This window comes from Bacillus sp. CGMCC 1.16541 (genome assembly GCF_003184905.1).
Lineage (GTDB): Bacteria > Bacillota > Bacilli > Bacillales > Bacillaceae_H > Priestia.
This window is the reverse complement of sequence record NZ_QFRU01000012.1, coordinates 34846-57351: the sequence shown is the minus strand read 5'-3', so window position 1 is coordinate 57351 and position 22506 is coordinate 34846. Positions and strand designations below refer to the sequence as shown.

Below are 22506 nucleotides of genomic sequence, written 5' to 3'. Positions count from 1 at the left end.
TGGATAGGATGTATATGCAAACAAAAGTAAAAAACCAGAAGCAAGCCTTTGTCGTAGGGGTTGAGTACTATGAAGAAGATTTATTTTTGGAAATCGAATTAGGAACTTTTTACACGACTCAACTCCATGCCCAACGTATTGCAAACAGTGTTCATAATGTCATTCTTTTAGAAAATCAGATTGTACTTATCTTTAAAAATGCCGATTCAATCACTCTTACAGATGATTTGCTGAAATATGCGTTCAAGTTTCGATTATGCACGAAACCAACGATGCCTCCTCTTGATATCTCCAAGCTCACTCAACAAGAAAAAGACGACTTAGTTTGTAATGAAGCCTATATGGTGACAGAAGAGGATATGAAAGAGGTACAATGGAACATTAACACGGCTTTTCGTTACCTTCAGTATAAGTATGAGGCAAGAGATCAAACCTTCTCTTCTCTTTCATCTAGTGCCTATTATGTCATTCCTACTTCTGAAGAAATTGACCAGGAGGGAATGAGAAATGCAACCTAATAAATCCATCAAATATGTGTTCGCTGAAAAACAAGTACTTATTCCTTTAAGTGCTTGTTTTTTTGTGTCTATTCTTCTCATCTTGAACTTTTTTTTTAACATGATGCGAAACCTTGTTCAAACAACGTTTAGCGATGTATTTGAACCGCAGCCTTTTCATTTGGACAAATCTTTTTTGACAGAGATTCATCTTCAACAGTACTCGTCTTTATATGGAGCGATGTGTCTAGTAGCTGCCTTATTAACGGCAAAATTCGCTTACAACATTCGATCTAACTTTAAAGATTTAAACCACAATCAGAAAGGGTCGGGACGCTTTACAACAAGACGTGAACTAAAAAAGCAATATCGAAAAGTACCTGAAAAAACGACAACCTATCAAGGTGGAGGTGGGGTTCCTGTTTCTCGTATCCAAACGTATGACCTGATTCAAACCTGGAAAGAGTACAAAGCGTTAAAGGGAATACAGAAGCTGCTCCACACACATCGATTCTTTACAAAGAAAAGTTACATGCTGATTGATGACACACCCGTTAATAATTTAATCATTGGGATTACACGATCAGGAAAAGGGGAAACCTTTGTTTTTCCAACGATTGATATCTACTCACGAGCTGAAAAACAGCCTTCCCTAGTGTGCAATGATCCCAAAGGCGAGTTGCTTGCTGCTTCTAAAAACACGTTAGAGGAAAGAGGCTATCATGTTGAAGTTTTAAACTTACTCAATCCATTAGAATCGATGAGTTATAACCTTTTAGAAATGATAAAAGAAACGTATAAAGATGGTGATTATTCAACAGCTCAAGCGTTATGTAACACGCTATCGTATACGCTTTATTACAATCCAAATGCCAAAGATCCATTCTGGCAACAATGTGCCATGAGTTTATGTAACGCCATGATACTAGCTGTAACAGATAAGTGTATTAAGGAAAAGGAAGAAAATAAAATCACGATGTACACGGTGGCGAATATGTTGTCGGAGTTAGGATCGAAAGAGGTTGTGATTAATAAAAAAGGGGATACGCAAAATGCGTTAGACTTGTACTTTGATGGGCTTCCAACAGAGAGTGTCGCCAAAATGCAGTATGCGACTTCAAACTTCTCAAAAGGTACGACAAGAGGCGGGATCTTCACCCAAACGATGAATGGACTATCCATTTTTACGTTTGATGAAATCGCCAAGATGACCTCTAAAAATAGCGTCGATTTAAAGCGTGTGGGCTTTGGAAAAACGATCAAAGGAACAGCAGCACCTCTTACTCGCTTAGAGATGACCTTTCCAGATGGTCAAAAAGAAACGATTAAAACGGATGCCAAAGGGTTATTTGAGGTCAACTTTACAAGCGAAGTAAAGCAGAATGATGAAATTACGTTAACTGAAAAGCTGAGTGATAAAATTGTTACTTCATCGAGGCTTGAAACCGTTATATCGATTAATAAGATCACAAAAGAAACAGGAGCTACGACGTTTACGGTGGAGAAGCAACATCCAAGTATTCATGTAAAAGAAGTGACCTGTTTTAAAAAACCAATCGCTATTTTCATGGTCACACCGGATTATGATTCTAGTAATCACGTTATTGCCTCCATTTTTGTTCGTCAGTTGTATTATATACTCGCCAAAAATGCTTCATTAGCGAAAGGAAACAAGTGTCATCGAGAAGTCATTTTTTTACTCGATGAGTTCGGAAATATGCCGGCAATCGAGGGAATGTCCAACATTATCACGGTTTGTTTAGGACGAAATATACGTTTTAACTTAGTGATTCAAACCTTTGCACAACTAAAAAATAAATATGGTAATGATGCTGAAACGATTGAAGGAAACTGTGGGAATACGATCTATATTTTAAGCAATAACTACGAAACAGCGAAGACCATTTCACAAAAATTAGGGGACGGTACTATCAATTCTACCTCTCGAAGTGGGAAAGGGCTATCAACGGATAAAAGTAAAACAGAGGGAGTAGATGGAAAGCCTTTATTAACACCCAATGAATTAATGGAACTTAAAGAAGGAGAAAGTGTGGTTGTGCGTGTGGTAAAACGTCAAGATAAAGCACGTCAGAGAATTAAAGCACATCCGATTTATAATACTGGAAAAACAGCCTTGAAATACCGTTGGGAATACCTCGGAGAGGACTTTAATACGGATCGTTCGATTCTAGATATTGATATTTCGTCTTTACATGAACAAGTCAATCCAAGATCCTTGGTCATTCATAATTTCTTTCCTTTTCAATCACAAGCTCCATCAGTGGAAATTGAAGAGGAACTAACCGAAGATCCGTTTACTTCTCTAACGTATGAGAACTATAAAACTAAGACAGTCAAAGAGTTCTTCGGGGAAGATAAGAACGTTTCTACTGCTCTAAAAGTACACTTACCAAAAGCAATGAATAAAACGGTGGAAGAGATTGAACAACAGTCCATGAGTGAGTTTGAAGAGGAATTAAATATGCTAGGAGTTAGTGACCAACTAAGTAAAAATGTTCACCAACTTCTTCAAACGAAAATAAATACCATTATTAGGAATTTGAAACATGAGATGGAAGAACAAGAAGCTTAATATCAAAAGGAGGAGAAAGAATGACAAGTATTTCAAAGGAACTAGAGCGTATTTTAGAGGAATATGCACCGATTGTGAAGGAAGGGCATCAGGTGTTAATTGGCTTACTAGATGGCACTATACACTTGGAAAAAGGTCAGGAAGGAGAAGCACCTGTACAAATTCGTGTTTCTCCTCTGGATGAACGATTAGAAATAACGGTTGATACGTTGTTTCAAGGCATGTAATACGTGCATAAGGAGATGAGCAGATGAAAGATGAAGAAATTCTTGAAAAGCTCCATGAGTTTTCGGAGTACTTAGATGTTGGAAATATCCTTACTTATTTATTACGGAAATTGGGGTGGGGATGTATTCAAGTCCTCTCATTTCTAGTAGATGGACTAGAAGGGATTACAGACAGTGTATTAGGCGTTAAATCGTTTTTTAATTCTCCTGACATTCAAGATTTTATTACGAAGATTCAACCCTTTTTATATGTGTTACTGGCCTTTTCCTTTCTGTATATCGGCTATATGTTGATTATTCAGAAAAAAGTCAATCGTGAACAAATTATGATTAACATTTTTATCTCAATGGCAGTCTTACTTTTATTAAATACAAGTATGTTAAAAGCTGATAAGTTCACCGATCAAGCCATTGAAGCTGTTGATTTAAATGAAAAAGGAACCGTAAGTGAAAAGATTATTAAAAGTAATCTAACAGATGTAGCGCAATTTGATCTTACCAAGTGGAAGAGTCTAGAATTAAAAGAACCGAATAAAGTGCCTCAAAAAAATATTATGATGATCGATATTACCGAAAAGATGGATGAGGATTTTAAAGTGAGTGAGAAAGATAAGCTATCCGATGATGGACAAAAAATCATTACACATAAGGCAGCTCTTGCACCTAATGGAAAAGAAGGATTAGTAGAATTAGATAATGGATGGTTTGATTTCTTTCCCGAACTTTATTACCGATGGTCATGGAACTTCTGGACAATTGCCATCTCACTTTTTGTTATAGGCATGACCTTATTATTTACCTCTATTAAGTTAGCAAAACTATGTTACGAGCTAGGATTCAACGCGATTTTAGCTCAATTAGTTGCGCCTGCCGATGTAGCAGATGGGCAGAAATTAAAAGCTGTTCTAAAAAATATCCTGAATACATTTCTAGTGACAATTATGATCTTTATATCTATGAAGGTCTATTTAATGGGAACGGTCTTTATTAGCGATAAGCTAGAAGGTATTCCGTACCTTATCGCATTAATTGCCTTTAGTATTGCTGTCGTAGATGGCCCGATTATGTGTGAACGTCTCTTTGGGATTGATGCAGGATTAAAAAGTGGTTGGGGCGCTCTAGCAGGAGGGTTTGCGATGGCAAAAGGACTTGAAAGTGGCATCAACATGATGGGCAGAACAGCAAAAGGGGGAGCCAACCTTTCAAAAGGTATTGGTAATGTAGGAAAAGGACTTGGTAGTGGTGCTCTTCAGACAGCAGCAGGAGTTGGAGGTCTTGGTAAAGGGTTAGCTACACAAGGAAATAAAGAAAAACAGCCAGCTCTACATGAAGAAATGAAAAAGGCAGGAATGGCAGGTGAGAAAGGAAACGTTGCTTCTAAAGGTCAAAACGCAGGAAATGAGCAGAAAGCTCAACAACAAGGGTTATCTTCTACTGAAAAGCAAGAAGGGGGCAAAAATACTGAAGGAAATTCTTCGGAAGGAAAAGGAGCAGGTCAAGGTCAAGGAAGCTCTTTACAGGATGAGATGCAAGCAGCAGGTGTTTCTACTGATAGTCAGGGATCAACTTCCTCTGTAGAAGGTGGAAATATATCTCTCCATGATGAAATGCAAGCCTCTGGTTATGGTGAAAGTGCAAATGAAGGTATTGGATCTTCTGTAGAAGGTGGGAATGCTTCTCTCCATGATGAAATGCAAGCTTCTGGTCAAAGTGAAAGCACAAGTGAAGGTACTGGATCTTCTGTAGAAGGTGGAAGTGCTTCACTTCATGATGAAATGCAAGCTTCTGATCAAAGTGAAAGGGCAAGTGAAGGTACAGGATCTTCTGTAGAAAGTGGAAGTGCTTCTCTCCATGATGAAATGCAGGCTTCTGGTCATAGTGGAAACACAAATGGAGGCAGCTCCTCTGTAGGGAAGGCAAGTACTCCTCTACATGGTGAAATGCAGGCTTCCGGTCATAGTGGAAGTACAAATGGAGGCAGCTCTTCTGTAGGAAAGGCAAGTACCCCTCTACATGGTGAAATGCAAGCTTCCGGTCATAGTGGAAATACAAATGGAGGCAGCTCTTCTGTAGGAAAGGCAAGTACTCCTCTACATGGTGAAATGCAAGCTTCCGGTCATAGTGGAAGTACAAATGGAGGCAGCTCCTCTGTAGGAAGTGTGAGTACGCCTGTTCATGAAGAAATTCAAACTTCCGGTTACGGCGGAAGTACAAGTGAAGGCGGATCTTCTGTAGGAAATGTGAGTACACCTGTTCATGAAGAAATTCAAACTTCCGGTTACGGTGGAAGTACAAGTGAAGGTGGCTCTCCTGTAGAAAACGTAAGCTATCCTACACCAACAAGAGAACCGTCTGTTTCCATGCCGACAGGGATGGATCAAGCCCAAGCCCAAGTGGCAGCTACGCAGGAACCTCGCCAAGGAAAACAACCAATTGAAAAAGACACAGTTCCTGCTTCAACAAACGATATTCCAATGCCAGATCAGAACCGGATAGAAACACGCAATATTGCACAAGTGGTAAAAGATAACTTTAAGGGAGGGGTAGGAAAGGTAAAAGAACGTATTGATAATTCGCAAACAATCCATAAAACAAAACGTTCTTATCAAATTGGACGAAATACAGGGCGAGATTTACGAAACCTTGGATCAAAGAAACGAAATAAACCAGAAGAGAAGTAACAAGCGTTACTTCTCTTTTTTATAGGGAGGAGAAGAATCATGGCAAACTATAACATTCCGAAAGAAATCTCGACGGAATTAAAGATTAATAAATCACTTTATCTCTTCGATTTGTTGTTCATTATTGGCTTACTTATGGTCACGATGATGTTACGTTTTTTTATTCATCCTACACTTCAAATTCCCTTTTATATCTTCATGGGCATATTTGGGCTATTGATGATCGTTAGACCAAGTACGAACCCTAAAAAACGGATGTATGAAGCGTTATTACTTACATTGGTACGAAAGAAGAGCACGTATTGTGCGATAGATCGGGATCAAGAATAAAGGAGGGTAATAGATGGCATTATTTGATGAAAAAATCCTAGAAAAAGAGAAACCTATTTTAAAAGAAAAAAAGACAAGTAACTCCCTTCTCTTTGATGAAAAGGAACTGGATAAACAGATCGCTCGTACAAAGAAAAAGAATCCTTTTTCTCTGTTACAACTTCCAAAGGCTGAAAAGGAAAAAAAGAAAGAGAAATTACCGGAGGTGAAAAAAAGTGTCGCTGATATTATTCCCATTATCGATCAAACAGATAGTGGATTATTTCAGCTAAAAGATGATGGAGGCTTTTTTGGAATCTGGCAGCTTCAAAGTACAGATATCAATGCCATGCATGACCAAGAGGCAGGACGCAATATTTATACACTGGCTAAAACATACCAGGGCGACAAAGATCCATTTAAAATCATCTCATTAAACTTGCCTGTTTCAACACAAAAGCAACAACAGTATCTTGAAAAGAAGATTCGAGAGGCCAACAATGCGTTATCCCTTCGATTCTTACGAAAAAAGTTAAAAGAGCTTCAATATTTAGAATGGGGGCGAACCAATCGAGAATACTTTCTTTTCCTATATGGACCGACTGAACTCGCTGTAAAAGAGCGAAAAGACCAATTTATGCGAGATATTCAACTGGCTATCCCTCTGTTACCTGTTTCGGATGAAAAACAAATTAACCTTCTTTACAAACTCTACAATCAAAATGCCAAGCTTGGTAATAAACAATAAGAAAGGGTGAAAATAAAAGGTGATAAAATACGCTATCCGACTTCACAAAAATAAGCGTGACGCTGTTTTAATTTTTCATGCAGCACCCGATTCAGAGGGACATTTTCAGTGGTATATTACGGAACATAAAAATGTAGTAGGCCAACTAATTGAAGACGAACTGTATGAAAGTTACATTATAAATACTCAACGAATAAAAGAAGAAGGATATGAAGGGCTGTATCTATATTGTAAATTCACCTATCTAGAGGCCAATAAAGAAAATACAACAGAGTTTATAAAATTATCTTCTGATATTACTAAAATCATCGAGTCTGGTACAGTTTTTGACAAAATATCAACGTTTGATGAAAACGGTCAAATAACCTAATTTTTATAAAAATTCAATTTAAAAAGAAGAGAGGATGAAACATAGATGATGTCTTTACCTTTCCGTAAAAAAGAGAAAACACCTCAAGAGATTAAGCAGAAAAAAGGATACAATCCTTATTTTGTGGCGCAGATTCAACCACAAGGAGGCGTGAGCTTTAAAGAAAATCTTGTTCGAAATGGTGACGGGTATTCGACTTGTATTCATATTTATGAGTACCCAACGAACGTGAATGATTTTTGGCTGGAACCGATCATGAATATGCCAAATGCCATTACAACCTTAGATGTGGTAAGCGATGAGCGAAAACAAGTCGTAGAAGCCATCAATAAAAATATGTCGGAACAAAATGCACGGCATGTGAATGCCAAAGAAAACATTGATCGTATGGATGCACAAGAACAATATTTAGATATGAAAGAGCTATACCGTCAAGTCACAAATGGTGAAGTGATCAAACGAATACACCTTCGCATTTATATTGCAGAAAAAACGATTCCTGACTTAGAAAAGCGATTAAAAGAAGTCATTCATCACCTTGAAACGCATAACTTCAGAGGATCCATTTTCTTAAATGAACAAGAGTACGAGTGGGAATCGTTAGTGACGCACTTTGACATACAAAAGAAGTATCCCAATAAGCGAAAAGGAAAGGAAATCCCCGCATTAGCATTAGCCGGAGGGTTTCCTTTTCATTTTACCCACTTAGATGATCCATACGGTACGTATCAAGGGACAACTCGTACAGGTGGTAGCGTCATCTTTGATTTGTTTCACAAAGACCAACAACGTAAAAGTTATAATGCAGTGTTGATGGGCTTAATGGGCGCAGGTAAATCCACATTTTTAAAGAAAGTCACCACGGATAATGCCATTAAAGGCTATAAGATTCGAGGATTTGATATCGTAGGAGAGTTTGAAAGTCTCGTCAGAGAATTAGGAGGTAAACAGATTGCGCTAGATGGATCAGAAGGGCAAATTAATCCCTTACAGGTATTTAAAACACATGTACATGAGATTAATAGCTTTACGCAGCATTTATCCAAACTAACCGTTTTCTATCGCTATATTGCACCAGAAGCAAAAGATGATGAGTTAAAAGAGTATGAAAAGTTACTTCGCAAACTCTATATCCAAAAGAAGTTATGGAATGATGAAAAAGGCGCAAGCAATCATATTACAGGACTTTCACCAGAAGCCTATCCAACGTTTAGTGAGTTCCTACAGCTCATTCGGAAAGAGCTATATGCAAATGAGAAAACAAGAGAGCATCATCCGAACTTAGGAGAGTATCGGAAACGTCGTCTTGAACTCATTGAGCTTAACATTGAAAACTTGGTTGAAACGTACGCTCATTTGTTTGATGGCATTTCAACCATTGAAGATTTTAACGATGAACAAGTTGTATTCTTCTCCATCCGTCATTTATCCAAATTAAAAGATGAAATTGCACAAGCACAGCTTTTCAACGTCATGAGTTTATTGTGGGATGGGATGCTGCAGAATGGAGAAGCACAACTGGCAGCCTTTACGAAAGGGACATTGACCTTTGAAGATGCTGTTCGTTATCTCATTGTTATTGATGAGGCTCATCATTTAATTAACACGAAAAAAGGAAATGAACATACCTTAGATTTCTTAACTGAGTTTAGTCGAGAAGCACGAAAATACTTTGCTGGATTGATTTATGCGAGTCATTTAATCAGTGACTTTGTTCCAGATGGCTCCGAACAAACAGCGATTGAGAAAATTAAAAAACTCTTTGATTTAACGCAATATAAATTTATCATGCAGCAAGATGATAACAACTTAGATACCATTCAACGAGTCTTTAAAACAGGGATTACTGATAGTGAATTGGCTGAGATTCCGAAGTTGCCAATAGGAGATGTCCTTCTTTGTATTAAGTCCGTAAAAAACATTCTCTTTCATATTGAAATCGATGAGGAAGAAAAAGTGCTGTACGGTGGAGGTGCATAAGCCTTGCATATCGTTTTACAGCTCATTCCAAAGAAATATTTGATTGGAGGCACGTTGATCCTGTTAGGATTATCGGGCCTCTTAATCATGAGTACAATTGTAGCCATTACAGGTGAATTTGAAAAAGATAGTCAACAAAGTGAGGTAACAGAGATTGAAGGCGGAGGCATTGGTGTAGGAACGGCTAATGTGTCACCAGAGGTCATGAAGTATCAACCCTTGCTTGAAAAGTACGCACAAAAACATGGGTTAGATGCTTCGTATGTGCCAATTATGATGGCACTTATGATGCAAGAAAGTGGAGGAAAAGGCAACGATCCGATGCAAAGTAGTGAGTCTTATTGTGGATCAGTTGGGTGTATTTCTATCCCTGAATTATCGGTCGATAAAGGAGTTTTACATTTTAAAAGTGTCCTAGAAAAGGCTCATTATGATTTGAAACTTTGCCTTCAGTCGTACAATTTTGGCGGTGGATTTATCAATTATGTCATGAAAAATGGAGGCAAATATACACCAGAGCTAGCAATCTCTTTTTCACAATTGCAATATCAAAAGGTAAAGCATACAGGAAATTATCACTGTGTGCGTCCTGAAATGGTTCCTTATTCCGCCTGTTATGGCGACGCCTTGTACGTTAACGCGGTTTTAAAGTATTACACAGGAACAATCACAGCTGATGGGAAACCGGCAGCTCCTGCGAGTGGAGGAAGTGGTGGGAAATCGGGTGTGAAAGTGATTGACGCAGGCAAAACGTTGATTGGTAAAACACGATACGTCTTTGGTGGTGGACGCTCTCAATCTGATATTAACGCAGGACGTTTCGATTGTTCAAGTTTTGTCAGATGGGCATTCGAGCAAGTAGGAGTGAATGTCGGTCCGATGTCAGGAGTAACAACCGATACACTCAAAACACAAGGGCAAGCAATCAATCCAAAAGACATGAAGCCTGGAGATGTGGTGTTTTTTGATACCTATAAGATAGACGGCCACATTGGAATCTATGTTGGCAATAATCAGTTTTTAGGCTGCCAAGGAAAAACAGGTGTAGCCATCGCAAGTATGGCAAAAGGAACGTATTTTGGTGAACGATTTAATGGAAGAGTAAAACGATTTTAAAAGGAGAAAAGGCGATGAAAAATAAAGCAGCACTATTATTTGGAGCGCTTGCCGTTGTGGTGGCAGGCGTGACCATTTTCAATATCTACCTTAACCATAATATCTCCAACACAACAGCTTCGAAACAAATTCAAGTCACAAATGACAGCTTACAAGAAGAAAATAAAGAGCTAAAAAAACAACTAAGTGAAGTTCGCCCTTCTGCCCAAGAACAACAAAAACGAGATTACTTGAATACGGTGAATCAATTCATCGATGTGTCCTATCATCGTGAAAAAGATGGATTTGAGGAACGAAAAAAGGTTGCAAAATCCATCATGGACAAAGAGCTTTATGAGCAATTTTATCCTTCTGAAAAGTTCGTATATGGAGATAGTTACACCTCTACTCCAAACGATGTACAGCTTTATGTTCAACAATATGATGGAGGGCAAGAAGAGGTTGAAGTCATTGCAGAATTTACAAATCATCTTGTCATAAAAGATGAGAATGTCGACGATCAAACGCATGACATTATTAAAGTTTCTCTACGGAAAGAAGAGAATAAATGGGTGGTTTATAGTATTGAAGAATTGAAAACAGAAATCATGAAATGAGGTGGAGCAGATGGCATTTAAGAAGCAATTTGAAGATTATCGATTTAATTTAAATCGCAATCGGTCATGGAAGTATACAGCAATGTTGATCTTTTTCTTTATCGGTTTTTTATCCTTACTGACATCGAAATTCTATTTAAAAACAGAAGATCCTTTGTATCATACGAAAACCTATGAGGCCATTTCTTCTAACATAACAGGAACCGTAACTATTGAGAATCGTGTGTATCATCCGGCTAATGCCTCACTGGATATGGTCATCAAAATGGATCAAACAGATGAAGAAGAAGTAAGCTTTGTTGCACAAGAAAAAGCGAATCCAAACATCAAATTACCTGTTCATTTATTGTATGAAGATGATGGCTATTATGTGGTAAGAATCAGCAATCTATCTCCACATTGGGAAGCACTTGCCTTTGATCTATATCAAGAAAATGAAGAAAAAGAAACGATAAACGTGGATGATGTAACGAGTGATTCAGAAACAGATTCAACAGAAGAAATAGATGCTCATGGGTTAATTACGACGCTCTATTCTGACCAACGAAAAACGAAAAGTGAAGAAGGGAAAGAAACAAAAAACAAACAGGAATATGCGCTTTTGGTCAATGATTTAGAGAAACAGTTTGTCAAAAAGAAAATGAAAAACTATGAAAAAGCAATCACAGTAGAAGCCAAACATAAACGCCAAACGCAACAAGAAATGAACGAGTTACAACGTGATATGAAGTACCAAGTGAATGAGGAAAAAGCTGATACGGAATCAAAAATTGCGATGAAAAAGGATGCCATTCAGTCGAGTGATGCAAGCATTCAGCTCTATAAAGATGAACAAAAAAGTTTACAAGAAAAGCTCCAAAAATTGAATGAAAAGCAACAAGATTTAGCCATGAAGTGAAAAAAACAGGGGGACGCAAAGGGGACATGGCTCCAAAACAGGGGGACATAAAGGGGACATTGGGATTTTAAAAGGGGACGTAAAAGGGACGTACACCAAAAAAAGGGGACGCAAAGGGGACATTTAGCGATTTTCTTTGTACCCACGGTTTTGCTAGGCTCTGCCTAGCCCCACACCTATGGTGGGGGCAAAAACCCCTTATGCTCTTCTCTCTTTTTAGGGGGGAGAGCACTACTACAAAAGAGAGGTCGGATAAAATGGAAATTAAAATTCGATATATTGATCCAGTTGCACTAAAAAAAATTGATAAAATCGCAAAAGAAAAAAAGATTTCTCGACAGGAATTCTTAAAAGGTCAGATTGAAACACTCGCTGTTTTTCAAGAACAAAAAGATCGTGAAGCAGAGTTAGAACGTCTCATTGATCGAAACATAAAGATGATGGAAAGGTGTGCAGTTGCCATTGAAACCATCAATGGATTTATTCAAGATATGATGGGAGAAGATGAGGAGTGAGTACATCTTCTGTTATTCCAGGCGTGGTCTTGAAAACAAAATTTGTTACATCTGATAAAAAAGCTTTTCAAGATTATGTTGATTATGTAGATCGTGATGATGCGAAGAAAGATCAAGAAGCCCATGAGAAACTATTTACTCTTTATCAAGATTATATGGATAACCCTGATAAGACATCTTCTTTGTTCACCCAACAATCGAATCAATTGAATGACGAGGAGAAAAAGCAATTAAAAAAGTTGTTTGAAAAAGCGCAGAAAAATAACAGTACTATGTGGCAAGATGTTATCACATTTCATAATCCTTGGCTCCAAGAAAATGGTTTATACGATGCTGATACTCATACAGTGGATGAGAAAAAATTAATGGAGATTACCCGTCAGTCTATGAAGGAAATGCTTAAAAGGGAAAGGTTAAATGAGTCGGCTGTTTGGTCAGCTGCCATTCACTACAATACGGGAAACATTCATATTCATATTGCGACAGTAGAACCACAACCTACTCGTGAACGAGGCAAAAGAAAGCCTAAAACGTTGGATGCGATGAAGTCAACAGTCGTGAATCAAATTTTAAATCGAGGTGAGCAACACCAGAAAATAAATGAGTTGATTCGAAAGGATATGGTCGGAAAAAAGAAGCAGGATTCTTCATTAAGGTGGAAGAATCGTGACATTCAACCATTGTTTCTTCAAATTTATAATCATCTTCCAGAAGATAAAAGGCAGTGGCAATATAGTTACCGAACATTAAAACCAATGAAGCCATTTATTGATGTGTTAAGTCAAAAATATATTGAAAAGTATCATCGTAATGAGTACCAACAATTACTTGGAAAATTAGATAAGGAAGTAGAGGAATTAAAGAAAGCCTATGGAGAAGGAAAGGTTGATGAGAAACGATATAAGAACTATAAGCAAACGAAAATTGATGATCTTTATAAGCGAATGGGCAATGCTTTCTTAAAAGAAATGAAAGATTATGATAAGCAGCAGCAACAGATTAAAAGAATGATAGAAAGTAAGAAACAATCAAAACGTCCTGCAAGTTTTAACCAAAAGGTCTCTATGCATTTTGCATTAAAAAAGATGGAGCGAGCGTTTAAATCAGAATATGAAAGTTGGAAAAACCAACAACATTATGAACAATTACAAAAAGAAATTGAACATAATCGTCAGGAAGAGAGGAGTTATTAAATGAATAAACAACGTATGAAATTATCACTGGATGAGGAAACAAAACAATATATTCAAGCGTATATGAAAGAAAACAATATCGGATTTACGGGTGAAGCTATTGCTCAGATCTGTATGGAGCATAAAAAAACTAAAAGTAATGAATGGTCGTTGCAATATATTTCGGAAGTGGTCAGCAATAACTTACATCAGGTTTTAAAAGATGAATTAACAAGGATTCGTCTTGGTGCAAATAGTGCTGATAAAAACACACAAATTTTAATTGAATATATGAACGGTCTTTTCTTCCATCATGGTTTTGATGGATTAATGACAACAGATTTACAAGAGTTAGATAGCACAAAGGTTGCGAAGGAAGCTGTTGAGAAGCGTATTGCAAATCAACGTCAAAAACGGATTGATTGGGAAGAGTCCAAAGGGAAACAACCATCTTAATGATGGATTTATATAAAGGTAGTTTTAAACATGTAGAGGAGGAATCAGATATGTTTTTTAACAAGGATTTAGTGTTAGCTTCCATTAAAGCTGTAGGAGAGGATCATGCCATTGTACAGTATCAAGACAAAGAAGTAGAGGTGAATTTAAGTCCAGAAGAAGCGAAGGAGTTTCATCAATACGTGGTGCATCAAGAAAATATGTTGGTACCCATGAATATTAAAACACAGAAGCTTTTTGTGGATTTAGAGGAGCCTTGGTATGAACAGGAATTAGAAGAGCTTAAGGGGATCTCCTATCAAGAAGAGGAGGGAAAAGATGAGTAAAACCTATGCGAAAAAATCCGTCGAAGATAAGCGTAAAGAGGTTGAAGAGTTAACAAATGGGATGGAGAAGAAGGTCGAGCAGCATTTTCATTCTGCCGAAGAACTAAAAGACTATTTATCTTTTATGGGTAAGTTTTATCAATACTCGATGTCGAACACGGCTCTTATTCAAGAACAGTTTTTTGGTGCTCAAGCTGTTGGCTCATTTAAGTTTTGGAAAGATAAAGGGTTCTCTGTCAATAAAGGAGAGAAAGGCATTAAAATTCTTGTGCCAAACAAAACGGTTCCCAAATTCAAAGATGAAAATGGAAAATTAAAGTCCATTGCTAAAGCTACTCCTCAAGAAAAGAAGCTAATTCAAGAGGGGAAAAAAGAAGTCACTCAAGGCCGACTGTACTTTTCAGTCGGTCATGTTTTTGACGTGTCGCAGACAAACGCAAAAGCGAGTGATTTACCTAAGATATTTCCGAATCGTTGGTTAGAAGGCAATATAGAGGATTACAAGGCACTTTATAAAGGAATGGAAGCTATTGCAGAAAAGAACGGTATTTCCATCATTGCTCCTAAAGAAGAACTGGGCAGCGCAAAGGGCGTATCTTACACGTTAACAAAAGAAGTTGCGCTAAATCCTCGCAACTCTGAACGTCAAAATGTAAAAACTTTGGCACATGAATTAGCTCATGCGAAACTTCATACAAAGGAGACACATCTAAACTATACAGCTGCCGAAAAAGAATTTCAGGCAGAAATGACGGCTTACACCGTTTCTTCTTATTTTGGCATTGATACGAGTGAGTATTCTCTAGGATACCTGTCACACTGGACGAAAGGAAAGACCTTTGAAGATAAAACCAAGCTTTTAAAAGAAGTACATGAAACGTCCGTTGGCTTTATTGAAACAATAGAAGAAACGTTGGTAAAAGAACGAGAAAAAAATCAGTCACCAGAAAAAAACGATGAAAAACAGCAGCAAGCAGATCCTCTTTCTTCTGAAAATGTACAAGAGAAAATGAAAGAAGGATATGAAGATTATAAACAAAAGCAGCAACAGGAATCGGCACAAAATGTAGATAGCATTTTAAATCGTGTCACGGCTGAAGAGAAATATTATTCAACCAAAACACAAGCGATCAAAAATGGCTGGATGACAAAGGAGGAAGTCGTGAAACTTGAGCATCAGATCGATTCGAACATCACTAAAAATGAGAAGGGGATCATCAATGGTCAAGTTCAAGAGAAATCTCTTACTTTTCAAGACCGTATGGAAGTGGGTAACCACATGCAACTCCAAAAACGTACAGGCACCACCAAAAAGAAAAAAGAAGATCAGGAACTCGAAAGGTAAGGGAGCGTAAAAGCTCTTTTTTTTATGCCCAAATATGAATTAAACGGAGGAATCGACAATGAAAAAAGTGACATCTCTTTCAAATGATCAATTCAACACCCTTATTGCAGATAAACGTGAATTAAAGAAGTACATGAAACATCCACAAAATGAAAAAATCGAGGCAGGTTGGGCAAACATCAGTGGGGAACAGCTGCAAGACATACCTTCTGGTGCTGTTTACTTAACACAATCAGCTATAGGGGAGGAAAAACCGCAGGTTTTGCTTGTTTCCACTGATGAAAGAGGACAAAAACAAGCCTATGAAAGTGAAGCAACACTTGATTTTTTGAAGAGTCATGATGTGAATCCTGTTTTAGAGAAAGATCGAGAAACACAGCTCAAAACAAGCTATATTACGTTTTTACAGGCTTATGAAAAAGAAAAGCCTCAAGATATTGATAGTATGTTAGCCCGTGTGAACGCAGAAAACGATTATGTCATGTTGAAATCAAGTGCTTTAAAGGAAAATACGTTCACCCCTGACCAATTGAAAGGCATGGAGAACGAGCTTTCTCATCAGTTTCAAGCACGAAAACAGGCACAAGAGAAGGACCGATATCAAGAAGGTTACAAACAAGAAGTATTAGAAGCTTTGCAGCAGCCTAGTGAAGAAACACAGTATAAGCAGCTGTTTAAACAAAGCTTGTTAGCTCAATTAGGCATATCAGATGAAAAGGATTCTTCTAAAGAAGAGAAAAAGGAAGCTGAAGCAGAAAAAGCTCCTGTCGAAAAGCAGCTTAAGCAAGAAACACCTCAAGAGAAAGAGCAGCGTTTGGCCAAAATGAAGGAGTTTGAACAAAAGCATTCCTTTGATAAGGTGTACAAGCTAAAAAAAGAGGTGTTACAGGAATTAAAAGAGCTGAATTTGACTGATTCTCAACGTGAGAAATTAACCAAGCTTGAAAAGGCTTTGGATACAGAGAAAAAGGATCATGACAAGCAGAAAAAAGAAGAGAAATCACAGAATGGATTTACAAAGTTTTTTGCACGGAACAGTGGAGCATTTTCCTCAAAAAAACGGGACCAGACACAAGAAATGGAACGTTAAAAAAAGCAAAAGTTTAGACAGAATGGGAGGGCTGAAAAGCTCTCTTTTTTCATATCGTGGAGTAAAGGAGGGATTTAGGTGGGAGAACGAAAACATGTCAAGGAGGAGGAGGTTATGAAAGCGAGAGATATTGATTTGTTGTCGTATCTGGAGGCCAAAGGTGAAACCTTTGTGAAAGAAGGAAAGTATTATCGTCATACGGAACATGATAGCTTACTCATCAAAGGAAATATGTACGCTTGGAATAGCCGCAATGAAACAGGATACGGGGCAATCAGTTTCGCTCAAATGTATTATGGGATGTCATTCCCACAAGCTGTATTAGATATCAATAAAGGCGATTATAAAGAGCTTTCTCATTCTCATGAACAGCAGACTAATTCCAAATCCAACGAGCCTTTTCGCTATCCAAAAGAGTTAGAAGTGAAGGATCAAAGCAAAGTAAAAGACTATCTCATAAAAGAACGTAAAATAGATCCTCGATTAGTTGACTGGCTCCTTCAAAAAGATTTAATCGCCCAGGACAAACGGAACAATGTCGTGTTTAAATGGCGAGAACATGGAGGTAAGGGAAAGGTGATTGGGGCAGATCGACAAGGAACAGCTTCGATAAAAAATAAACGAGGTTCTTTTAAACAAGTCTTACCGAACGATAACCCACATACAGGCTTTTCAGTTGATGTTGGTCGCCCAAACAAGATTCATTTCTTTGAAAGCCCAATTGATCTACTTTCTTATTGGAGTATACAGGAAAATCAATTGCAGAATACACGCCTTATTAGTATGAATGGCTTAAAACCTAAAACTGTTGCTCAATCTTATATCGAAGCTCGAAGAGAAGGCTTAAGCATTCAAGAAATGGTGTTAGCTGTCGATAATGACCAAGGGGGAAAAGAATTTATTTACAAAATGAACCAAATCGTTAATGCTGATTTAATAAGAGCAGATATTCCAAAGGGAGCCAAAGATTGGAACGACGAGTTAAAGAAGAATGGAAAAAACATTCAACCTGTAGCATCACGTCTCCGGAATAAACAAACAGAACAGGAGCTTTCAATGAATGGATAAAGTGTTTCAAAGCGTGTTTTATCTTTTTCTTATTATCATTTTATTTAAGCTTTCTCAATTTGCTTACCGTGTCATTCGTGAACGGAGGTACATGAAAGAGTTAGCTCAATCTGGTATGCCTTATATTGATAAGATGGATGGGTATCAATTTGAGGTATATTTGCGAGCACTTTTTCAACAACTAGGATACAAACCACAGATAACACCAAAATCAGGTGATTTTGGGGCTGATCTAGTGATGAAAGGCAAGGACAGGATTGTGATTCAAGCTAAACGGTATAGTGCTAAAAATCGGGTGAGTCTTTCAGCTGTCCAAGAAGTTTATGGAGCAAAAGCTTATTATACAGCGAATCAAGCGTGGGTTGTGACCAATAGTTATTTCACGAAACAAGCAAAAGAGCTTGCAGCTGCATGTGATGTGACCTTAGTAGATCGTGCGGATCTTCAAAAGTTTATTAATGAAGTCAATCCTGTTTTCAAGGCACGAGAAATCTTTGAAAATATCACACCAGAACCTCGTAAATGTCCAAAGTGCGGGCAGGATCTAGTCGTACGAGATGGAAACGGCACTCGCTTTTTTGGCTGTTCCTCTTTCCCTTCTTGTCGTCATACGGAAAAAATTAATAAGGAACAAAAAATGTAAAATGAAGATAAAGTTGTTTGAGATTGTATATATTGCATCCGTACGCTTAGGAGGATTTATATTTAATGGAAGAAGTAAAAGTAGTCTATGCCCTCATTAAAAATAAGTACAATCAGATTTTAATGGTTGATAACCATGAAGGGCATTGGTCTTTTCCAGGTGGAAGAGTGGAATCTGGTGAGTCATTAGTAGAAGCTGTAATTCGGGAAGTATTTGAAGAAACTGGGCTGACAATTGAACCTGGTAAAATACTAGCCATCAACGAAGGAAAGTTTTTAAAAAGGAATCACCATGCTATCTTCTTTACTTTCGAAGGACATATTGTAGATGGAACTGAAGAAATTAAAATACCTGAAGAAATATTTCAAATTGAATGGGTCAATATTGAACAAGTAGAACAACGTGCTCCATATTATTTAGAAGGAATTAATAAACTCTTACAAGGACATGCATTTTACTACAACTAAGGAACAGTATAAAGAAGGTAAAAATAGTTCAGATCATCTTTAAACTAGTACTTTAATACAAAAAGACCTCTCTTCGATGAGTGGTCTTTTTTATATGTTTTTTGAGGTGCTGAAATTTGCATCGAATGAGCAGTTATACGCAAAACAAAAGTTAATTTCGTCAGAGAGCGTTTCTCTGCATGTCAAAATCGTCGATTATCTAGGTTTTTATTTATATATGATTGTGACGAGAAAGCATCTTTCTAATTGGAAGGTGCTTTTTTGTTTCTTAAAAAAATATAAAAAAGAGGAGAGTTTTTATGAAGAACATGTTTATGAAATCAATGACCGTTCTTACATTATTGATGGTCGCATTATGTGGAGTAGGGGTTCAGAGCCAAAAATGCGAATTTTGTACGCTAAGACCATTTCAACATAAAAATAGCCGATATTCTGTACACTAAGGAATACCGACTTCATTTATTTATTGATTCAGAGGGCGTAAGGAGTCTATGGTTGAAATCCGATTTAAATCAAACTTATATTCACCAAGAAAATTAATATGCTCCCATCCTAATGGGGAAATGTGCTGCAACAAATTCTCCTGAAGTATCCCTTTTTCTTTTAATATTTTTGTTGCTTCTGTAAGATAAACCGTGTTCCATACACTAATAGCATTAATCAAAATATTTAAAGCACTAGCACGTTGAAGCTGATCACGAAGTCCGCGTTCCCGTAATTCTCCTCGTTTTCCAAAGAACAACGCCCTGGCTAAACTATTCATAGATTCACCTTTGTTTAACCCCCGTTGAATTCTCCTGCGCAATGCTTCATTTGAAATGTAATCAAGAATAAAAATGGTTTTTTCAATTCTCCCCATTTCGCGAAGTGCAGTAGCTACCTTATTCTGACGTGCATATGAGCCTAATTTCCCCATAATAAGTGAACCAGATACTTTTCCTTCCCTAATCGAATGAGCTAACCTTAAAACATCATCGTAATTTTCTTGAATGATTTTTGTATTAATTTTTCCTCGTAAAATACCTTCTAATCTTGGAAAATCATTTGATTGACCGATGAAATAAAGCTTTGAATCTGCTAAATCACGCAATCGGGGTGCAAAACGAAACCCAAGTATATGACTTAATCCAAAGACTTGATCGGTATATCCAGCTGTATCAGTGTAATGTTCTTCAATACAAAGATCCGATTCGTGATGAAGCAAGCCATCAATCACATGTACTGCATCTCTAGCATTCGTATTAATCACTTTTGTGTAGAATGATGAAAATTGATCACTCGTAAAACGGTAGATGGTAGCTCCTTTACCGGTTCCATAATGTGGATTGGAATCGGCATGCAAAGAAGAAACACCGATCGGTACCCTCATCCCATCGGAAGAAGAAGTTGTTCCATCTCCCCAGTAAGATGCTAAACTTAGCCGATGCTGAAAATTAACAAGCGTTGCCTGTGCTCGAGTTAAAGCGTCTTCATGTAGTCTCCACTGCATGGCATTTATCATTTGAGAATAGGAAATATCAGGTGTTGCTTCAGCCATCTTAGTTAGACCGATATTTGTTCCCATTGCCATTAGAGTTGCCATAATTACAGCTTTTTCTTCTCCTTTTGGCGGCCTGTTTGTTGAAGCATGAATAAATTGATTATCAAAGCCTGTCCAATTAGCGACTTCAATTAATAAATCTGTAAGTTTAATACGGGGTAATAAATTGTAAAGAGATAAACTAAAGGTTCGGGCTTCTTCTGGAGTACTTTTATCTAATCGTTCCAATTGAATTCTAGATTTTTCAAGGTTCACACCTTCTAAAGAATCAAGGTTATTCGTAATCCAATGAAGGCGTTTATGTAGGGCTGAAGTTCGTTCACTAATATAATCTGTAGCCGATACGCTAACAGCTAATCTATTTCCCTCGATACGGGCTTTATTCCATTCTTCTTTAGGAACTAGATACTCCTCGAAATCCTTATGTAATCGGCTTCCCACTACCCAAACGTCCCCTGAACGGATATGATTTTTCAACTCATTTAACGCAGCTAACTCATAATACTTCCTATTTATACTTCCATCTTCATCATAAACATGCTTTTCCCAGCGTTTTGGAACAAAATCTAAAGGGGCGCCATCAGGTACTTTGCGTTTCCCTGTTTCATTCATTTCATTAATTGTATTTAAAGCTTGTAGTAAAGGCTGAGAGCCCTTTGATGAACGAAATTCTAAAACTTTAAGTAGTATAGGTGTATATTTTCTAAGATAAGAAAACCTAGTACTTAAAAGGTCCAGATAGTCATAATTCATAGGACGGGCTAAGCGCTTGGCTTCTTCTACAGATTCCACAATCTTTTCCCAAGGCATAACATTTTCTATTATTTCAAATGGATTCAGCCCATCTTCTTTTGCCTTTATTAAAGCAGATCCGATGTCTGCAAACTGAACTACTTTTTCATTAATTAATTTTCCGTTCTGTTTTTGAATTTCTTCCTGTTGTTTTCGACCTTTAGATTGTAGGATCAACATTTGTCGATCGTGAATTTCAATAGCTTGATCGATTAAATCCTGACTAAGTGTTAAAAGGAAGGCTACTAATATAGCATATCTTTTATTACTATCTTTGAAACTACGAAATGAATAGGCATCATATCGTGAACCAATCCTGGCCAATTGAAGAAGGCGATTGGGATGTATGTCTGTTATATTAATGGATAAATTTAAATCCCGGACGTATTCCAATCGCTTTATTACTTTTAAAAATGCATCTGGTGATGATTGTCCTGGAATCTCTTTAAGCCATGCAAGGAGTGTTTTTTTATTATGTTTTGATGAAGCAATTAGTTCGTCTAATCTTCTTTTTTGCCAGTCACATAAAGACTTTGTTAGTAACATAAATATTTTTTTCTCTGCCCGTTTACGGGTTTCCCATACTAGACGTTCTATGGTTGAAAGAGCAGGTAGAATAATTTTTCTTTTACGTAGAAGATTAATCGTACTTTGAACTAAATACAGGGTATTACCATTTTCTAAAGCATGTTGCAATAAAGTGTAGGAAATTTCCCGATAGTCATTTAACTGAAAGCTGCGATAGCCATACTCTTTTCGTATTTCTTCTAAATGTTCACGACGGGTCGGATCACGTTTGGCATACAGATTAAAAACAGTAGGGTCTACTCCAATTTGTTTTGCAACAAATCGTACAAGTTCTTCTGGAACTTTTTCTGGTAAATCAACTAATGAACATCCTGGTTGCCTTAAAATGCATAACTGAATAGCAAAACCTAATCGATTATGATCCCTACGATGGCGATTAATGACTTCAATATCATATTCGGAAAGCGTATAATACATTGCTAGTTCTTCTTCAGTTGTGAATACCAGTCGTAATAACTCATTCCGTTGTTCCACCGAAAGTAATTCTCT

21 protein-coding genes and 1 pseudogene are annotated in these 22506 nt (G+C 37.3%); 21 read left to right on the top strand and 1 reads right to left on the bottom strand.

Features of this window, described 5'->3' with window-relative positions; translation table 11 throughout:
* The first annotated feature begins 8 nt into the window (after positions 1-8).
* From DIS06_RS12850 to DIS06_RS20175, 21 genes and pseudogenes are all read left to right on the top strand, one after another.
* Positions 9-518: a hypothetical protein gene (locus tag DIS06_RS12850; protein WP_110113658.1), complete on the top strand. Its 510-nt coding sequence runs from the start codon at positions 9-11 to the stop codon at positions 516-518.
* Positions 508-3090, top strand: a complete 2583-nt coding sequence (locus DIS06_RS12845; RefSeq protein ID WP_110113657.1) for a VirD4-like conjugal transfer protein, CD1115 family — start codon at positions 508-510, stop codon at positions 3088-3090. Before DIS06_RS12850 ends, DIS06_RS12845 begins: the two co-directional genes overlap by 11 nt.
* A 20-nt stretch (positions 3091-3110) precedes the next feature.
* Positions 3111-3317: a hypothetical protein gene (locus DIS06_RS12840; protein ID WP_098804920.1), complete on the top strand. Its 207-nt coding sequence runs from the start codon at positions 3111-3113 to the stop codon at positions 3315-3317.
* A 23-nt stretch (positions 3318-3340) separates the two neighbouring features.
* Complete coding sequence (locus tag DIS06_RS12835) at positions 3341-5998, top strand: pLS20_p028 family conjugation system transmembrane protein (protein WP_110113656.1); 2658 nt, start codon at positions 3341-3343, stop codon at positions 5996-5998.
* Between the two features lie 39 nt (positions 5999-6037).
* Complete coding sequence (locus DIS06_RS12830; protein ID WP_097813629.1) at positions 6038-6328, top strand: DUF5592 family protein; 291 nt, start codon at positions 6038-6040, stop codon at positions 6326-6328.
* A gap of 13 nt (positions 6329-6341) precedes the next feature.
* The gene (locus DIS06_RS12825) at positions 6342-7055 is read left to right on the top strand and encodes a hypothetical protein (protein ID WP_110113655.1); all 714 of its coding nucleotides are present in this window, start codon (positions 6342-6344) and stop codon (positions 7053-7055) included.
* Positions 7056-7074: 19 nt separating this feature from the next.
* Positions 7075-7425: a hypothetical protein gene (locus DIS06_RS12820; protein WP_110113654.1), complete on the top strand. Its 351-nt coding sequence runs from the start codon at positions 7075-7077 to the stop codon at positions 7423-7425.
* A gap of 45 nt (positions 7426-7470) precedes the next feature.
* A complete protein-coding gene (locus tag DIS06_RS12815; RefSeq protein ID WP_481746864.1) occupies positions 7471-9405 on the top strand; it encodes a VirB4 family type IV secretion system protein in 1935 nt (644 codons plus the stop codon).
* Between the two features lie 3 nt (positions 9406-9408).
* Complete coding sequence (locus tag DIS06_RS12810; RefSeq protein WP_110113653.1) at positions 9409-10521, top strand: bifunctional lytic transglycosylase/C40 family peptidase; 1113 nt, start codon at positions 9409-9411, stop codon at positions 10519-10521.
* A gap of 14 nt (positions 10522-10535) precedes the next feature.
* On the top strand, positions 10536-11117 hold the full coding sequence (locus DIS06_RS12805; RefSeq protein ID WP_110113652.1) for a MerR family transcriptional regulator: 582 nt from the start codon (positions 10536-10538) through the stop codon (positions 11115-11117).
* A gap of 10 nt (positions 11118-11127) precedes the next feature.
* On the top strand, positions 11128-12015 hold the full coding sequence (locus DIS06_RS12800) for a hypothetical protein (RefSeq protein WP_110113651.1): 888 nt from the start codon (positions 11128-11130) through the stop codon (positions 12013-12015).
* 257 nt (positions 12016-12272) lie between these two features.
* Positions 12273-12530, top strand: coding sequence for a hypothetical protein (locus tag DIS06_RS12795; RefSeq protein ID WP_110113650.1), 258 nt, complete (start codon positions 12273-12275; stop codon positions 12528-12530).
* Positions 12527-13723: a MobP2 family relaxase gene (mobP2, locus tag DIS06_RS12790; protein WP_110113649.1), complete on the top strand. Its 1197-nt coding sequence runs from the start codon at positions 12527-12529 to the stop codon at positions 13721-13723. Before DIS06_RS12795 ends, mobP2 begins: the two co-directional genes overlap by 4 nt.
* Positions 13724-14158 (top strand): hypothetical protein, encoded by a 435-nt coding sequence (locus tag DIS06_RS12785; RefSeq protein ID WP_110113648.1) that lies wholly within the window; start codon positions 13724-13726, stop codon positions 14156-14158.
* A 50-nt stretch (positions 14159-14208) separates the two neighbouring features.
* Positions 14209-14484 (top strand): hypothetical protein, encoded by a 276-nt coding sequence (locus DIS06_RS12780; RefSeq protein WP_098622513.1) that lies wholly within the window; start codon positions 14209-14211, stop codon positions 14482-14484.
* Positions 14477-15478, top strand: a pseudogene (locus DIS06_RS12775) (ArdC-like ssDNA-binding domain-containing protein); the annotation flags it as partial. The gene DIS06_RS12780 and the pseudogene DIS06_RS12775, both read left to right, overlap by 8 nt.
* A gap of 409 nt (positions 15479-15887) precedes the next feature.
* Positions 15888-16919 (top strand): guided entry of tail-anchored proteins factor 1, encoded by a 1032-nt coding sequence (locus DIS06_RS12770; protein WP_110113646.1) that lies wholly within the window; start codon positions 15888-15890, stop codon positions 16917-16919.
* 114 nt (positions 16920-17033) lie between these two features.
* Entirely contained in the window at positions 17034-17987 is a 954-nt protein-coding gene (locus DIS06_RS12765) for a DUF3991 and TOPRIM domain-containing protein (RefSeq protein ID WP_110113692.1), read from the top strand.
* Complete coding sequence (locus DIS06_RS12760; RefSeq protein WP_110113645.1) at positions 17980-18630, top strand: restriction endonuclease; 651 nt, start codon at positions 17980-17982, stop codon at positions 18628-18630. The genes DIS06_RS12765 and DIS06_RS12760 overlap by 8 nt, the downstream gene beginning before the upstream one ends.
* 65 nt (positions 18631-18695) lie before the next feature.
* Positions 18696-19097 carry an NUDIX hydrolase gene (locus DIS06_RS12755; protein WP_110113644.1) on the top strand — a complete coding sequence of 134 codons (402 nt, stop codon included), beginning with the start codon at positions 18696-18698 and terminating at the stop codon, positions 19095-19097.
* Between the two features lie 299 nt (positions 19098-19396).
* Positions 19397-19540, top strand: coding sequence for a hypothetical protein (locus DIS06_RS20175; RefSeq protein ID WP_162595971.1), 144 nt, complete (start codon positions 19397-19399; stop codon positions 19538-19540).
* 20 nt (positions 19541-19560) lie between these two features.
* Here DIS06_RS20175 and DIS06_RS12745 read toward each other — a convergent pair whose 3' ends face one another.
* Positions 19561-22464 carry a Tn3 family transposase gene (locus DIS06_RS12745; protein WP_420917307.1) on the bottom strand — a complete coding sequence of 968 codons (2904 nt, stop codon included), beginning with the start codon at positions 22462-22464 and terminating at the stop codon, positions 19561-19563.
* Positions 22465-22506 lie beyond the last annotated feature (42 nt).

Coding starts and splice junctions, on each gene's coding strand:
- DIS06_RS12755 (WP_110113644.1), top strand. CDS start 18,696: ATGGAAGAAGTAAAAGTAGTCTATGCCCTCATTAAAAATAAGTACAAT.
- DIS06_RS12760 (WP_110113645.1), top strand. CDS start 17,980: ATGGATAAAGTGTTTCAAAGCGTGTTTTATCTTTTTCTTATTATCATT.
- DIS06_RS12835 (WP_110113656.1), top strand. CDS start 3,341: ATGAAAGATGAAGAAATTCTTGAAAAGCTCCATGAGTTTTCGGAGTAC.
- DIS06_RS12830 (WP_097813629.1), top strand. CDS start 6,038: ATGGCAAACTATAACATTCCGAAAGAAATCTCGACGGAATTAAAGATT.
- DIS06_RS12825 (WP_110113655.1), top strand. CDS start 6,342: ATGGCATTATTTGATGAAAAAATCCTAGAAAAAGAGAAACCTATTTTA.
- DIS06_RS12805 (WP_110113652.1), top strand. CDS start 10,536: ATGAAAAATAAAGCAGCACTATTATTTGGAGCGCTTGCCGTTGTGGTG.
- DIS06_RS12840 (WP_098804920.1), top strand. CDS start 3,111: ATGACAAGTATTTCAAAGGAACTAGAGCGTATTTTAGAGGAATATGCA.
- DIS06_RS12795 (WP_110113650.1), top strand. CDS start 12,273: ATGGAAATTAAAATTCGATATATTGATCCAGTTGCACTAAAAAAAATT.
- DIS06_RS12815 (WP_481746864.1), top strand. CDS start 7,471: ATGATGTCTTTACCTTTCCGTAAAAAAGAGAAAACACCTCAAGAGATT.
- DIS06_RS12850 (WP_110113658.1), top strand. CDS start 9: ATGTATATGCAAACAAAAGTAAAAAACCAGAAGCAAGCCTTTGTCGTA.
- DIS06_RS12785 (WP_110113648.1), top strand. CDS start 13,724: ATGAATAAACAACGTATGAAATTATCACTGGATGAGGAAACAAAACAA.
- DIS06_RS12800 (WP_110113651.1), top strand. CDS start 11,128: ATGGCATTTAAGAAGCAATTTGAAGATTATCGATTTAATTTAAATCGC.
- DIS06_RS12780 (WP_098622513.1), top strand. CDS start 14,209: ATGTTTTTTAACAAGGATTTAGTGTTAGCTTCCATTAAAGCTGTAGGA.
- DIS06_RS12845 (WP_110113657.1), top strand. CDS start 508: ATGCAACCTAATAAATCCATCAAATATGTGTTCGCTGAAAAACAAGTA.
- DIS06_RS12770 (WP_110113646.1), top strand. CDS start 15,888: ATGAAAAAAGTGACATCTCTTTCAAATGATCAATTCAACACCCTTATT.
- DIS06_RS12765 (WP_110113692.1), top strand. CDS start 17,034: ATGAAAGCGAGAGATATTGATTTGTTGTCGTATCTGGAGGCCAAAGGT.
- DIS06_RS20175 (WP_162595971.1), top strand. CDS start 19,397: ATGAAGAACATGTTTATGAAATCAATGACCGTTCTTACATTATTGATG.